The sequence below is a fragment of the Actinoplanes sp. NPDC051388 genome (assembly GCF_055586225.1).
The window spans coordinates 135,744-150,072 of sequence record NZ_JBVJIP010000013.1; the positions used below are offsets into that span (position 1 = coordinate 135,744).

12 protein-coding genes and 1 pseudogene are annotated in these 14,329 nt (G+C 72.2%); 9 read left to right on the forward strand and 4 right to left on the reverse strand.

What is annotated here, in order from left to right; translation table 11 throughout:
* Nucleotides 1-15: 15 nt before the first annotated feature.
* Nucleotides 16-735, reverse strand: a complete 720-nt coding sequence (locus ACZ6TI_RS30035) for an EcsC family protein (protein ID WP_465348524.1) — start codon at nucleotides 733-735, stop codon at nucleotides 16-18.
* 123 nt (nucleotides 736-858) lie between these two features.
* Between ACZ6TI_RS30035 and ACZ6TI_RS30040 the strand changes: the two genes are divergently transcribed.
* Nucleotides 859-3,177 carry a putative bifunctional diguanylate cyclase/phosphodiesterase gene (locus ACZ6TI_RS30040; RefSeq protein WP_465348525.1) on the forward strand — a complete coding sequence of 773 codons (2,319 nt, stop codon included), beginning with the start codon at nucleotides 859-861 and terminating at the stop codon, nucleotides 3,175-3,177.
* A 176-nt stretch (nucleotides 3,178-3,353) separates the two neighbouring features.
* The gene (locus ACZ6TI_RS30045) at nucleotides 3,354-4,259 is read left to right on the forward strand and encodes a proteasome assembly chaperone family protein (protein ID WP_465348526.1); all 906 of its coding nucleotides are present in this window, start codon (nucleotides 3,354-3,356) and stop codon (nucleotides 4,257-4,259) included.
* Between the two features lie 492 nt (nucleotides 4,260-4,751).
* On the opposite strand, the pseudogene ACZ6TI_RS30050 reads toward ACZ6TI_RS30045, so the two are convergent.
* Nucleotides 4,752-5,219: pseudogene (locus ACZ6TI_RS30050) on the reverse strand (DUF7134 domain-containing protein); the annotation flags it as partial.
* Between the two features lie 33 nt (nucleotides 5,220-5,252).
* On the reverse strand, nucleotides 5,253-5,879 hold the full coding sequence (locus tag ACZ6TI_RS30055; RefSeq protein WP_465348527.1) for a CGNR zinc finger domain-containing protein: 627 nt from the start codon (nucleotides 5,877-5,879) through the stop codon (nucleotides 5,253-5,255).
* 72 nt (nucleotides 5,880-5,951) lie between these two features.
* Between ACZ6TI_RS30055 and ACZ6TI_RS30060 the strand changes: the two genes are divergently transcribed.
* Nucleotides 5,952-6,320, forward strand: a complete 369-nt coding sequence (locus ACZ6TI_RS30060) for a nuclear transport factor 2 family protein (protein ID WP_465348528.1) — start codon at nucleotides 5,952-5,954, stop codon at nucleotides 6,318-6,320.
* Nucleotides 6,321-6,476: 156 nt separating this feature from the next.
* Here ACZ6TI_RS30060 and ACZ6TI_RS30065 read toward each other — a convergent pair whose 3' ends face one another.
* Nucleotides 6,477-7,232, reverse strand: coding sequence for an alpha/beta hydrolase (locus ACZ6TI_RS30065; protein WP_465348529.1), 756 nt, complete (start codon nucleotides 7,230-7,232; stop codon nucleotides 6,477-6,479).
* Nucleotides 7,233-7,344: 112 nt separating this feature from the next.
* On the opposite strand from ACZ6TI_RS30065, the gene ACZ6TI_RS30070 reads away from it, so the two are divergent.
* From ACZ6TI_RS30070 to ACZ6TI_RS30095, 6 genes are all read left to right on the forward strand, one after another.
* Nucleotides 7,345-7,992 carry a hypothetical protein gene (locus ACZ6TI_RS30070; RefSeq protein ID WP_465348530.1) on the forward strand — a complete coding sequence of 216 codons (648 nt, stop codon included), beginning with the start codon at nucleotides 7,345-7,347 and terminating at the stop codon, nucleotides 7,990-7,992.
* Between the two features lie 144 nt (nucleotides 7,993-8,136).
* A complete protein-coding gene (locus ACZ6TI_RS30075; RefSeq protein WP_465348531.1) occupies nucleotides 8,137-9,117 on the forward strand; it encodes a TolB family protein in 981 nt (326 codons plus the stop codon).
* A 178-nt stretch (nucleotides 9,118-9,295) separates the two neighbouring features.
* Nucleotides 9,296-10,018, forward strand: a complete 723-nt coding sequence (gene trmB / locus ACZ6TI_RS30080; protein ID WP_465348532.1) for a tRNA (guanosine(46)-N7)-methyltransferase TrmB — start codon at nucleotides 9,296-9,298, stop codon at nucleotides 10,016-10,018.
* 64 nt (nucleotides 10,019-10,082) lie between these two features.
* Nucleotides 10,083-12,143 carry an ATP-binding protein gene (locus ACZ6TI_RS30085; protein ID WP_465348533.1) on the forward strand — a complete coding sequence of 687 codons (2,061 nt, stop codon included), beginning with the start codon at nucleotides 10,083-10,085 and terminating at the stop codon, nucleotides 12,141-12,143.
* 58 nt (nucleotides 12,144-12,201) lie between these two features.
* Nucleotides 12,202-13,605: a selenium-binding protein SBP56-related protein gene (locus ACZ6TI_RS30090; protein ID WP_465348534.1), complete on the forward strand. Its 1,404-nt coding sequence runs from the start codon at nucleotides 12,202-12,204 to the stop codon at nucleotides 13,603-13,605.
* The gene (locus tag ACZ6TI_RS30095) at nucleotides 13,602-14,234 is read left to right on the forward strand and encodes a hypothetical protein (protein WP_465348535.1); all 633 of its coding nucleotides are present in this window, start codon (nucleotides 13,602-13,604) and stop codon (nucleotides 14,232-14,234) included. Before ACZ6TI_RS30090 ends, ACZ6TI_RS30095 begins: the two co-directional genes overlap by 4 nt.
* Nucleotides 14,235-14,329: the final 95 nt, after the last annotated feature.

Consider the following 14,329-nt stretch of genomic DNA (forward strand, 5'->3'; position numbering starts at 1 on the left):
CCCGGGTCTTAGTAGCTATCCGGTAGTGAGCTGGCCGGCCGCGGGCGGGCGGCCGTAGTACTCACGGGTGCGCCGGGCCAGATCCTTCGTGGCGGCGGAGTTGGCCCACGTACCCAGAATCACCGCCGCACCCGGGATGACCTTGGCGAACATTCGCTTCGCGGCGCGGATGCCGGCCATCTGGGCGAGCTTCACGCCCAGCTTGAGCATCACGCCGGTGAGCGGCCGCTCGCCGGCGGTCGCGAAGAGCCGGCTGGCGCGCTCGCGCCCGGCGGCCACCCCGAGGGCCATCCGCGCGGTCTCCGCGACCTTGTGCACCTTCTGCAACACCAGCAGGTCGGTGGCGCGGTCGGAACTGGTCGGGTCGGCGCCGAACGCGGCGGCCATGTGCAGCACCATCCGCGCCTGGGTCCAGGCCAGCACGCCGACGTCGACGACCGCGCCGGGCAGTCCGGTCGCGCCGGACACCGCACCGGAGAGGCGGGCGTGGTTGGTGAAGCGCTTGGTCGCCAGCTGGGCCAGCGCGCCGGGAGTGATGCCGGGCTGCAGAGCCCGCTGCCGCTCGGCCCAGCGCTGCGCCTCGGGCCCGAGCCGGCGCACGGCCTCCAGGGCGAGGTGCTCCGGCGCATATTGCGGGTCGGCGCGCATCCGGGCCCAGAGCGTGCTGGGCGGGGCCGCGCCGGCGTCTTCGTTGTCCGGGTCGAGGGTGGATGGGGGGTCGACAGGTTCAGTCACCAGACGCTCCGAACGATCCGAGGGGAAGGATCTCCTCCCATTGTGCCGTGCGGATGCACGTGCACGCGAACACCGGCGCGGGGGAACTCTCAGACCGCAGGTGGCCGGACCGATAGGGCGGACATGGAGGAGGACAGCGGGACGGTGGCGAAACTGCGCCCGACGTCCCTGCTGATCGCCGCCACCGCCGTGCAGTTCGTGGGTGTCGTCCTCTTCCTGATCAACGTGCCCGCGCGGAACGTGCCGCCGGCCCTGGTCTGGCTGCCCGTCGTGGTGGTCAGCGCGATGGCCGCCTGGGCGTGCTGGCAGGCTGCCACGATCGCTGGGCAGGACCGGGTCACCCGGCGGCTCTGGCGCCAGTTCGCACTGGTCTCCGCGCTCTGCGTGCTCGGTCTGCTCGCCGACCTGCGGCACGCGTATGTGGATCCGGTCGGCTTCGACGGCGAGGCCCGGGACGTGGCCAGCGCGGTGCTGTTCGGCCTGTCCCTGCTGGTGCTGCTCTGGGCGTTGCTGCGGCTCCCGCTGGGCCGCCGGGACGACCGGCACCGGGCCGCCTTCTTCGCCCTGGACGCCGCGACCATCGGCATCACCATGGGAATTTTCGCCTGGTACCTGACCGTCCGGTCCTACGGCACCTTCGACGCGGCCGGCCTCAACGCGACGCCCATGCTGGTGCTGGCCGGGCTCGGCCTGATCGGTTCGCTGGCGTTCGTCAAGATCTCGATAAGCGGCATGGCCGGGCTGGACCGCGGCGCGGTCCGGCTGCTGGCCACCGCGGCCGGGGTCGGCGCGGGCGGCGGCGGGCTGCTTCCGCTGGTGCTCGATCTGCACAACGGCCTCAGCAGCTCGCAGCTCGCCGTGCCGCTCACCATGGTCGTGGTGATCCTGGCCGTCGACCGGCAGCGCCGGGCCGCCGGGCTGCCCGAGCCGGTACGCGCCCGCCGCCGGTTCAGCCTGGTCCCCTACCTCGCGGTGGCCGCCACCGACGGGTTGCTGCTGATGGTCGGCGAGCGGGCCGGCGGCATGGTGTCCGTGGTGGCGATCGCGGCCACCCTGCTCACCGCGCTGGTCGTGGTCCGCCAGCTGTACGCGCTGGTGGAGAACGACCGCCTGCTTCGCCGGGTGGACGCCTCCCAGGCCCAGCTGGCCCACCGTGCCACCCACGACCACCTCACCGACCTGGCCAACCGCACGCTGTTCGAGCAGCAGACCCGCGACGCGCTGGCCGGCGCCGGCCGGCAGTCGCTCAGCCTAGCGCTGATCGACCTGGACGACTTCAAGGCGATCAACGACCGCCTCGGCCACGCGGTCGGCGACGCCTTGCTGGTGGTGGTCGCCGACCGCCTCCGCAAGTGCGTACGCGCCGACGACCTGGTCGCCCGGCTCGGCGGCGACGAGTTCGGCCTGGTCCTGCACGGCCTGCACGGCGACGAGGCGACCGACGTGCTGGCCCGGATCAGCGAGGCGTTGCGCCGCCCGGTGCACGCGCTCGGCTACGACCTGCTGGTCAGCGCCAGCGTGGGCCTGGCCGAGGTGTGGCCCGGCGCCGGCCCGCAGGAGCTGCTGCGCCGCGCCGACCTGGCGATGTACGCCGCCAAGGCCCGCGGCAAGGGCCGGCACGCGGTCTACGACGCCGAGCTCGAGCAGCACCAGGCCGCCGACGCCGAGCTGGGCGCCGCGCTGCGCCAGGCCCTGGACAACGGCGAGTTCTCGCTGGTCTACCAGCCCATCGTGCGGCTGCCGGACGGCAGGTGGACCGGCATGGAGACGCTGATCCGCTGGCACCGGCCCGATCGCGGCCCGGTCGGCCCGGACACCTTCATCCCGATCGCCGAGCGGACCGGGCTGATCGTGCCGCTGGGCGACTGGATTCTGCGTACCGCCCTGCGGCAGGCCGCCGACTGGGACGCGACGTACGGCACGGACGCGCCGCGCGAGATCAGCATCAACGTCTCCGCCCGCCAGCTGCGCGAGCCCGGCTTCGCGAACGACGTCAAGGAGGCGCTCGCCGAGACCGGGTTCGACCCGGAGCGGGTGATGGTCGAGGTGACCGAGACGGCGGTGTTCGACGGCGGCGTCGCCCTGGACACGCTGCAGAACCTGGTCGGGCTGGGCGTGAAGGTGGCGCTCGACGACTTCGGCACCGGGCACTCGTCGCTCGGTCTGCTGCGTACCTGCCCGGCGGACACCCTGAAGGTGGACAAATCGTTCGTCGACGGCATCGGCGGGCGCTCCGAGGAGGCGGTGATCGCGACCGCGATGATCCAGATCACCAACGGCCTGCACCTGCAGGCGGTGGCCGAGGGCGTGGAGACCGCCGAGCAGGCGGAGACGCTGTTCCGGCTGGGCTACCGCTTCGCGCAGGGCTACCATTTCTCTCGCCCGCTGACCCCGGCGCAGGTCGCCGAGCGGCTGTCGGCGACCGATCGGGTCTCGGTCTGATTTCCGGGTTCAGGGTCGCGGCCGGGTCGCCGAGCTCCAGACGCTGGTCGGCCGCTTCCGGGTCCGACCGACCCATAGGGAAAGATCATCTGGAATGTTCCGGCCGCGGGTGGCGTTCACCCCTGGTGTCCGCCCGGTGCGCGGCGGGCGGATCTTTCTCGAAGGAAGGTACCGACGTGCTCGATCCGAGCGGGCTCTACGAGCTGACCGGCGAGGTGCCGGCCCTGGACGAACCGGTGCTCATCCAGGCGCTGACCGGGTTCGTCGACGCGGGCAGTGCGATCCAGACCTCGCGCGAACACCTGCTGGAGCACCTGGACGGCCGCAAGATCGCCACCTTCGACGTGGACCAGTTGCTCGACTACCGCTCCCGGCGCCCGCCGATGGTCTTCATCGAGGACCACTGGGCCAGCTACGAGGAGCCCGAGCTGGCGCTGCACCTGCTGCGCGACGAGATCGGAACCGAGTTCCTGATGCTCACCGGCCCCGAGCCGGACGTCCAGTGGGAGCGCTTCATCGCCGCGGTCACCGGTCTGATCGACCGGTTCGGCGTGCGCGTCACGGTCGGCCTCAACGCGATCCCGATGGCGGTGCCGCACACCCGCCCGGTCAGCGTCACCGCGCACGCCACCGACAAGACCCTGCTCGGCGAGCACGAGTCCTGGCTGCAGCGGGTCCAGGTGCCGGCCAGCGTCGGCAACCTGCTCGAGTTCCGGCTGGGCCAGAGCGGCCACCCCGCGATGGGTTACGCCGCACATGTCCCGCACTACCTGGCCCAGACCACCTATCCGGCCGCCGCCGAGCTGCTGCTCGACTCGGTCTCCGCGAGCACCGGCCTGGCCCTGCCGACCGGTGCCCTGCGCGACGCCGCCGAGGTGGTCCGCGCCGAGGTGGACAAGCAGGTGGCCGACGACGAGCAGGCGTTGCGCCTGGTCAGCTCCCTGGAGCAGCAATACGACGCGTTCGTCCGAGGCCGCGACGCCAACCTGCTGGCGGACGCCGCGGGCGAGCTCCCCACGGCCGACGAGCTGGGCGCCGAACTGGAACGCTTCCTCGCCGAGCAGTCCCGCGACGAGAACTGACCCCCGTCTTCGCCGACCTGGAGGGTGACGACCAGGCCGACGGCGAGCATCAGCGCGACGCAGGTCGCCGCCGCTCGGCCGGGGTTGCGCAGGGTGTTGTTGCCCGCCAACCGGGCGACCGGACCGGCACCGGCGATCAGCCGGGTCAACCCCCGCAGCACCCAGGGCAGGAACAGGCCGACCGAGGACAGCAATCCGACGGCAGTGACGAACGCCCCGCCGACGACGATGAGCAGGGCGAACGGCACGTCGCCGAGGCCGTACCAGACAGCCGCGCCGCCGATGGCGCACAGCGTCAGCGATCCGGCCCGGCACACCGCGGTGGCACGCCGCGCGGTCGTCGTCGGCGGCGCGACGGACCGCGCGTTCCCGCTCGGCCAGCGCCGCGCGGTGCCGTTCGATGCCCTCCCGCTCCCGCTGCGCCCGAAGCTCCTCGCGCTCGCGGGCCCGCCGGCCGGCGACGAACACGGCGACGACAACGGCGCCATAGCCGGCGGCCGTGGTCGCCCAACTCCCCAGGGTCAGCGGTTCCGGACGGCCGGTCAGCCACCGGGCCGGGCCGGCCACCGCTCCGATCAGCCCCACCACCAGCGCGGCCCGGGCGGCTCCGACCGTCGACCAGCGGGCCAGGCTGTGCACCATGATCGGCACGGCCACCACCGACGCCGTCGGATCGGCCAGCACCACGACGTGGACCGCGGCCGCGACGCTCGACGCGGCCAGCGCCGCCCACGGGTGCGCCCGGCGGAACACCAGCGGGACGCACATCGCCACGACGAGCACCACGTGGGGCAGGTGCGGGAAGACCGCGATACCGGCCACGGCCAACCCGACGGCGAGCCAGGAGTCGCGAAGCAGCCGGCCGGCGAGGTGGGTGTCGCGGGGCAGCCGGGCGGCGGCGAAGCGGTGCGGTGAAGGCATGGCGCTCATCACCGTAGACGGGACCGGGGCCGCCGCCATCCGACCACGGTCGCAGTCGGCCGGCCGCCGGGGTCAGTCCGAGTCGGTCGTCGGGCGGGTTGCGCGGCGGGCTCGGTGGGCGCGGACCTTGTTGCGGTTGCCGCAGCGGTCCATCGAGCACCAGCGGCGGTTTCCCGGGCGCGAGGTGTCGACGAAGATCAGGCGGCAGTTGTCGCCGGAGCACTCGTGCAGGCGGGCGCGGCGGGCGGGCGTGCCGATCAGGTCCAGGGCGTCGTGCGCGAAAGCCCCGAGGACCTGCGCGCCCGTCACCGGAGTGGTCCAGCGCATCGCCAGCGATGACGGATCGACGCGCGGGCGGGGTGGGGCCTCGGCATAGCCGTTGAGGGTCTCGATGTCGGCGGCGCGCACCTCGCGGTCGTTGGCGACGGCCGGCGCGACCGTCCAGAAGGTGTCGCGCAGGTGCTTGATCCGATCGACGTCGGCGGGCTCGATGCGCAGGTCCGCCACGTCCAGCGGCGCGGTCAGCGCGAGCCGCGAGCCGGTCAGCCACTCCGCGAGGTCCGCCGGGGCACGCAGGATCTCCCATTTCCGATAGGCGCCGGGCCCTCCGGTGGAGAGCAGTTCCACGCTCAGCGCGCCGGCGTCGAACGTGTATCGCTGGCCGTCGCCGCCGGTGAGGATCCGGATCCCGGGATGCATGTAACCACTATAGCCGGTAACGTAACCGGTATAGCCGGTAGAGAGCCGGCGGCGACGATTACCGGAGGCGTGATGAACACCGAGCAGACACTGCTGGACCTCGAGGACGAGATGTGGCGGGCCAACCGCGAGGGCGACGGCGCCTTCTATGACCGGCTGCTGCGCGACGACGCCATGGTGGTCAGCCGTTACGGCGTGGCGCCCAAGGCCGCGATCGTTCCCGGGATCACCGCGAACCAGAACCCCTATCTCAAGACCGACCTGAGCGACCGGAAGGTCCTGCGGATCACCGGCGACAGCGCGCTGATCACCTACAAGGCGGTGGTGACCGCGCTGGTCAACGGCGACGAGACCACCTTCGAGGTGCTGGCCACCAGCGTCTACGCCAAGCGGGGCGACACCTGGGAGGCCGTCTTCCACCAGCAGTCCGCGCTGGGCTGAGCCCGGATCAGGTGCAGGTGAAGCGGGCGGCGGCGGTGACCTGCAGGTAGTTGGCGCGGCCGCCGCCGCGTGCCGCTCTCCAGTCCGCCGGTCCTTGTCAGACGGCCTGATCGGACGTTGCGGGGTGGCCTCGAGCGCCGCCCGGGTGCGACCCGGTCACACCGGTTTCGGGCGGAGCCAGTCGAGCACCGTGCGGATCTCGGCGTCCCAGTACGCCCAGTCGTGCGCGCCGGGCCCGAAGCCGCTGTCCAGCGCGACGCCCCGGGCCGCGCAGGCGGCGACGAAGCGCTCGTTCTGCGCCAGCGTGTGGTCCTCGGTGCCGCAGCGCAGCATGAGCCGGGGCAGCACGGCCGGGTCGGCGGTGGCCACGAGGTGCAGCAGGTCGTCGCCGGTGCCGGCCACGTCCCGGTCGAAGACCCGGCTCATCACCTCGGCGATGTGCGGCCGGTCGTCGTGCTTGGCGACCCAGTCGAGGTCCAGCGGCGCGGAGAGGCTGGCCGCGGCGGCGAACCGCTCGGGCTGCCGCAGCGCCCACTTGAAGGCGCCGTAGCCGCCCATGCTCAGGCCCGCGACGAAGGTGTCCTCGCGGCGGGTGGAGACCCGGAAGAACCCCGCGACGGTACGCGGCAGCTCCTCGCTCAGGAACGTCCAGAATTTCGCCCCGTTCGCCTCGTCGGCATAGAAGCTGCGCTGCACCTGGGGGGTGACCACGACCAGGCCGCGGTCGTCCACATACCGCTCGATCGAGGTGTGGCGGGTCCAGCCGGTGTCGTCGTCGGACAATCCGTGCAGCAGGTAGAGCACGGGCGGCGGGTCGGCCGGCGGGCCGCCCTCGGGCTGGGGCAGCAGGACGGTCATCGAGGTGTTCAGGTCGAGCGTCTCGGCGTAGAAGTCACAGCGGAGCAGGGCCATCCGATGATCCTCGACGATGCGTGCCGCAGTGACCACGCCGGGTTGGGAATGTCGTACCCGTCGATTAGTATGTGTGTACTAAAACCGCCTCTGACCTGCGGGGGAAGATCACATGACCGCACCTGTCACCGCCACGATTCCGCCCTATGCCACGATGCTCGGCTTCACCCGTTATGTCGCTCGCACCGGCCCGTCCAAGGCCACCTTCGTCGGCGGTCTGCGCCGCCAGCGCGAGCGGCGGTCCGGTTTCAACCCGCACGGGCAGCTGGTGAAGGCGCTGAAGGCGGACATCGCGTTCCGCACCGGCGGGAGCTATCTGACCGAGGTCCCCCAGCTGGTCAAGCCGCGGTGGAAGCCGCTTTACAACGCGGTCAGCGCGGGCGCGACGACCTATCTGCGCTCGCTGGGCGAGCCGGCGGAGGTCAGTCTCGCGCAGACCCGCGAGGCGCTCGCCTCGGTCGGCCCACTGCACGTCAAGATCAACCCCCACTTCGGCCTTCGATACGAGGACGGCCGGCGTGAAGCGGTCCGGCTGCACTTCGACGAGCAGCCGCCGACCCCCGAGGCGATCACCGCGACCCTGCATCTGATGGCCCGCCACATGGACCAGATCCTGCCCAACGCCGAGCCGGTGCTGGTCGACCTGCGGCGCGGCACCAGCCACCGGATCGACCCGGCGGGCAAGGCGGGCGACGTCGAGCGCTGGCTGGCCGGTGAGGCGGCGGCCTTCACAGCGATGTGGACGGCCACCGCCGCCTAGGGGCGGCTTGACCGTTCGGCGACCCCGGCCGTCCGATTCGCCGAGAATTTTCCGGGTTTCGGCGTGGGAACTTCTTAGGTGCAGCCGGGTTGCGACGATTTCTCTCGGTGTAAGCGGGGGGCAAAACGTCGGGGGGCGTCGGTCATGAAGGCAGTCACGAAGGTTCTGGGCAGCACGGCGATGGCGATTCTCGGGATGGCCGCGGGCGCGGTCTTCGCACCGGCTCCGGCCATGGCCGCCGCGCCGTCGCTGCCCAGCCTGGTCGCCTATGTCCGCGGCGGCGACGTCTATGTGAGCAAGGGCGCCGCCGAGACCCGGCTGACCAGGGACGGCGGATATGCCCGGCCGCGCTGGTCGCCCAACGGCAAGCAGCTCGCCTTCCTCAAGGCGGGGCAGCTGTGGGTGATGAAGGCCGACGGCACCGCCAAGCGCCGGCTCACCACCCGCGCCGCGGCCGGCGCGTCCTGGTCGCCCGACGGCAAGACCCTCGCGTTCGCATCGCTGTCCTGCTCGGGCGGCCCGGGCGTCTTCCGCATCTCGGCCACGGCCATCAACGCCAAGCCGGAGGTGCTCTTCCCCGGCGACTGCCGCGGCGAGGCGCTGCCGGCCGAGCCGGCGATCGGCGCCGGCGAGGTGGGCGCCCTGAGCGACCGGCTGCGCTCGGACGACGCGGTCGCCTGGTCCCCCGACGGCGCCAAGGTGGCGTTCCGCGGCGGCAACTGCGAGTCGATCTTCGACGCCTGCCTGAGCGTCGGCACGGTGGCCACCGGCGGCGAGAAGACCGTGGCGGCCTACGGCGGCGGCAGCCTGCAGAACTCGGGCTTCGCGGTGGTGCCGAACTGGCGTGCGGACGGCGCCAAGCTGTCCTGGACGGCATACCAGGAGGGCGAGACCGCGGCCGACGACGAGCCCGTCCACCTGGTCGAGTACGACGCGGTGACCGGCGCGAAGCGCACCGTGGGCGGCACGCTGGACCGCGAGATGGCCTACGTGGACGCGACCCGGGGCGTCGCCACCGGCCAGTTCCAGGGCGGTTCCTGGGTTCTGGTGATGGGCCTGGCCAACGGCTCCCGCACACCGTTCCACCAGGGCTCGCAGCCGAGCGTGCAGCCGCTCGCCAAGTAACCCACGGGGATCTGGGGACAGAAAGCGCCGGCCGGGACCTCCCGGCCGGCGCTCTCTTTGCCCTTGCTCTGCACACCTCGGGTAAACACCCCCGACCAGCCCCGCGATCACCCCCTCCCGCACGCTCTGCGCGCCTCGCGTGCTCGGCCCGACGCGGGCGGGGCAGAATTGGGCCGCGATGGAGATGACGAACGAGCGGGCGATCCGAACCTTCCACCCCAGGCGGGGGCGGATGAGCAAGCGGCACGCCGACGCGATGGCCGAGCTCTGGCCGCGCTTCGGGTTGGACGTACCGGACGGTGACCGCACCCCGATCGACCTGGCCCGGCTGTTCGGCGGCGCAGCGCCGGCGGATCCGGCCGACGGCCGCAAGATCGTTCTAGAGATCGGTTTCGGGATGGGGGACGCGACGGCCGCGATGGCCGCCGCCGACCCGGGCCGCGACTACCTGGCGATCGAGGTGCACACGCCGGGCATCGGCAACCTGCTCGCGCTGATCGGTGAGCTCGGGCTGACCAACGTGCGGGTCGCGCACGGCGACGCCATGGAGCTGGCCCACCGCCTGCCGCCGGACAGCCTGGACGCGATCCACGTGTTCTTCCCGGACCCCTGGCCGAAGTCCCGGCACCACAAGCGCCGCCTGATCCAGCCGGGGAACGTGGCGCTGCTGCGGCCCCTGCTCCGGGTGGGTGGCGTGATGCACTGCGCCACCGACTGGCACGAATACGCCGAGGCGATGCGGGCGACCCTGGACGCCGACCCCGGCCTCGAAGCGGCCCCACACTCCCCCGCGGCCGCCGGACCGGGCGTCGCGAACGCCGGGCGGGTGGAGACCAAGTTTGAGCAGCGTGGGGTGCGTGCCGGACGCCCGATCACGGATTTGGTGTACCGCCGAGTGTGACGCATTTGCCGGACAGCAGGATTCGCCGATTTCTCCGCTTTACGCTGATGTCGGAGGTCGGTCGATGCCGCAAGATGACGGGTTGCACGGCGCGCTCACCCACGGCGCCGCGGATCAGCTCGCCGCCCTGGTGGCGCGCGCCGCGCGCGCCCCGAGCGGGCTGATCCACTTCGTCGACCAGGACCACGACCGGGTCCGGGTCTACGGGGCATTCGGTCTGGGCTTCCGGTGGGAGGAGGTCGCCGACACCCCGCTCAAGGACTCGCTGGCCGGCCTCGTGGTGGAGGCCGAGGCGCCGCTGGTGGTCGAGAGCCTGGCCGACGACCCCCGGGTCCCGGAGGGCACCCGGGCCCGCAACCAGAACATCCAGGGCGCGTACGTCGGGCATCCGGTCCGCGACGAGCAGGGCCTGGTGATCGGGGTGTGTTGCGCCTTCGACACCGCGCCCCGGCGGTGGACCAGCGAGCAGATCGCCGCGGTCGCCGAGGCCGCCGAGGTCAGCACGCTGCTGATCACCGAGCAGCGGGCCCGGCACGAGGTTGATCAGCAGCACCGGTTCCTCGACGCGGTGCTGGACAGCCTGAGCGACGGGGTCACCGCGTGCGACGCGGACGGGCGGATCGTGCTGGTCAACGCCCGGATGCGCACGATGTGGGGTGAGGCGGAAGTGCCCGACACGATGGGTGACGACACGGCGATCGAGGGGCTCACCGACGGCGCCGGGAAGCCGATCAAGCGGGACGACATCAGCCTCTACCGCGCGCTGCGGGGCGAGCGCCTGCGCAATCACGAGCTGGTGCTCAAGAGGCGGCAGCGGCGCACCCGCTACTACCTGGTCGACGCCCAGCCGATCGCCGGCCCGGACGGTTCGGTGGTCGGTGCGGTGCAGGCGGTCCAGGACGTCACCCGGCGCAAGCGTGGGGAGCGGTTCCGCACCTGTGAGCTGGGCGTGACCACCGCCCTGGCCGAGGCGTCCAGCATCGAGGCGGCCGGGCCGCGGGTGCTGGAGGCGGTGGTCAGCACGCTCGACTGGGCGCACGCCGAGCTGTGGCTGGTCGACGACGCGGCCGGGGTGGTGCGTCCGGCGGCCCGCTGGAGCTCACCCGGCTGGGGGTTCGACATCGAGACCCCCGACGAGCTGCCGTACGGGCAGGGTCTGGCCGGACGCGCCTGGCAGGTCGGCAAGACGCTGTGGATCCGCGACGTCGGCCGGCCGCAGAGCCTGATCGCGGCGGACACCGCGGCCACCTCCCGGTTGCACACCGCGCTGGCCCTGCCGGTGCGGCACGGGCTCGAGACCCTGGGCGTGCTGACCGCCTTCGCGGAGAGCATCGAGGACCCGGAGGACGAGGTGGTCGCGCTGCTTTCCGGGGTGGTCGCGCACCTGGCCCAGTTCGTCGACCGGCGGCTGGTCGACGACCTGCAACGGCAGCTGGCCCGCAGCAAGATCGAATATCTGGCGCTGATCGGGCACGAGTTGCGCACGCCGCTGACGTCGATCAGCGCGTACACCGAGATCCTGCGGGAGATCGAGCCGGACGCGCTGGCCGCGGACGGGCCGGCGCTGCTCGAGGTGATCGACCGGAACACCGCCAAGCTGCGGCACATCATCGACGAGCTGCTCGAGCTCTCCGCGCTGGACACCGGGCACGCGGCGATGGCGATGGCGCCGGTGGACCTGGCCGGCGTGGTCCGCGAGTCGGTCGAGCGCACCCGCGACGCGATCGACGGCGCGCCGCTGGAGGTCACCGACGACCTGCCCGCCGAGCTGGTGCTGCCGGGTGACAAGCGGCGGCTGCGGCAGATCGTGGACAACCTGCTGGGCAACGCGGTGAAGTACAGCCCGGACGGCGGGCGCATCTCGGTGTCGCTGCGGCCGGTCGGGCGGGCCGCCGAGCTCGCCGTGTCGGACACCGGCATCGGGGTGTCGCCGGAGGAGCGGGAGAAGCTGTTCACCCGGCTCTACCGCAGCAGCATGGTGCGCGATCGGGCGATTCCCGGCACCGGGCTGGGGCTGGCGCTGAGCCGGGCGGTGGTGCAGCGCCACCACGGCACGATCGAGATTTCCGATCACGAGGGCCCGGGTACCACAGTGCTGGTCCGGCTTCCCCTGGACTCTCGTTGAGAACACTGTCAAATATGTGAACTAGCCAGCGCTGACCTGCGGGTTCAGGATGAAGGCCATGACCAGGTGGACTCCGGATCCCTCGTTCTACGCCAGCCCGCGCGATGCCGCCACCGCGCCCGCCGAAACCCTCGCGTACGTGGTGGCCTTTGATCGTGCGGCCGAGAAGCCGGACGCGATCGCCGTCCTCGACACCGATCCCGCGTCCGATTCCTATGGCCGGGTGGTCGGCTGGACCGACATGCCGCACACCGGCGACGAGCTGCACCACTTCGGCTGGAACGCGTGCAGCAGCGCGCTCTGCCCCACCGCGCCGCACCCTCATGTCGAGCGGCGCTACCTGATCGTGCCCGGCCTGCGGTCCTCGCGGCTCTACGTGTTCGACACCAAGGACGACCCGCGCAACCCGAGCCTCGTCAAGGAGATCCCGGCGTCCGAGCTGGCCGAGAAGGCGAACTATTCGCGGCCGCACACCATCCACTGCGGACCGGACGGGATCTACATCTCCGCGCTCGGCGGCGGCTCGGCGGAGGGTCCCGGCGGCATCGCCGTCCTGGATCACACCACGTTCGAGGTGCGCGGGCAGTGGGAGCACGACCGCGGCGACCAGTATCTGGCCTACGACTTCTGGTGGCACCTGACCCGCGACGTGCTGGTCTCCTCCGAGTGGGGCACCCCGTCGATGATCGAGGACGGGCTGGTCCCGGACCTGCTGATCGGCCGCAAGTACGGCCACCGGCTGCACTTCTGGGACCTCGCCAAGCGCACCCTCACGCAGACCGTGGACCTCGGCGACCAGTATCAGATGACCCTCGAACTGCGCCCGGCCCACGACCCCACCCAGGAGTACGGCTTCGTCGGCGTGGTGACCAGCGTCGAGGACCTGTCCGCCTCGGTCTGGGTGTGGCACCGCCGGGACGGGGAGTTCGCGGTGACCAAGGTGATCGACGTGCCGGCCGAGCCCGCCGACGCCGCCGACCTGCCGCCCGCGCTGCAGCCGTTCGGCGCGGTGCCGCCGCTGATCAGCGACATCGACCTCTCCGTCGACGACCGCTTCCTCTACGTGTCCTGCTGGGGCACCGGCGAGCTGAAGCAGTTCGACGTGCGCGACCCGCTGCACCCGGTGGAGACCGGCTCGATCCGGCTCGGCGGCGTGGTCGGCCGGGTGGCGCATCCGTCCTTCCCGGACGAGCGACTGGCCGGCGGCCCGCAGATGGTCGAGGTGTCCCGCGACGGCAAGCGGGTCTACGTGTCCAACTCGCTCTACGGCGCCTGGGACGACCAGTTCTACCCGGACGGCGTGGGCGCGTGGCTCGCCAAGATCGATGTGGACACCGAGAACGGCGGGATGACGCTGGACCCGCGGTTCTTCCCGCACGGCGACGAGTTCCGCGGCCTGCGCGTGCATCAGACCCGGCTGCAGGGCGGGGACGCGTCCTCCGACTCGTACTGCTACCCATGACGCTGGGCCAGTATCTGGCCCTCGCGGGGCTCGGCGCCTTCCACGGCCTGAACCCCGCGATGGGCTGGCTCTTCGCGGTCGCCCGCGGCATGCAGGAGCGCAGCGCGACGGTGGTGCTGCGCTCGCTGCCGCCGATCGCGGCCGGCCATCTGGCGTCGGTGGCGATCGTCGCCGCGGTGGTGTCCGCCACCCGGTCGGTGGTGGCCGCCAACATCGTCGGGGTCGTCGGCGGCCTCGTGCTGGTCGGCTACGGCCTCTATCGGCTGCTCTCCGAGCGGCACTTCAAGTGGGCCGGCATGCGGCTCTCCTCGATGCAGCTGGCCGGCTGGTCGTTCCTGGTGTCCAGTGCGCACGGCGCCGGCTTGATGCTGCTGCCGGTGCTGGCGACCGAACCGATGCCGGGCGGTCACCTGGGGCACGCGATGGCGACCGGCACGTTCAGCGGGCTGGCCGCGGCGGGCGTCCACACGTTGTCGATGCTCGTGGTCATGGGCGCGTGCGCCCTGATCGTCTACCGCTACGTCGGCGTCGGCGTGCTGCGCCGGGCCTGGTTCAACATCGACCGTTTGTGGGCGGCCGTGATGGTCGGCGCGGGCGCGCTGACCATCGCCCTCACCTTCGGTGCGTGACCGGGAACGCCCGGACCGTGGGGGGGGGGGGGGGGGGGGGGGGGGAGGGGAGGGGGGGGGGGGGGGGGGGGGGGGGTGGGGGGGGGGGGGGGCGT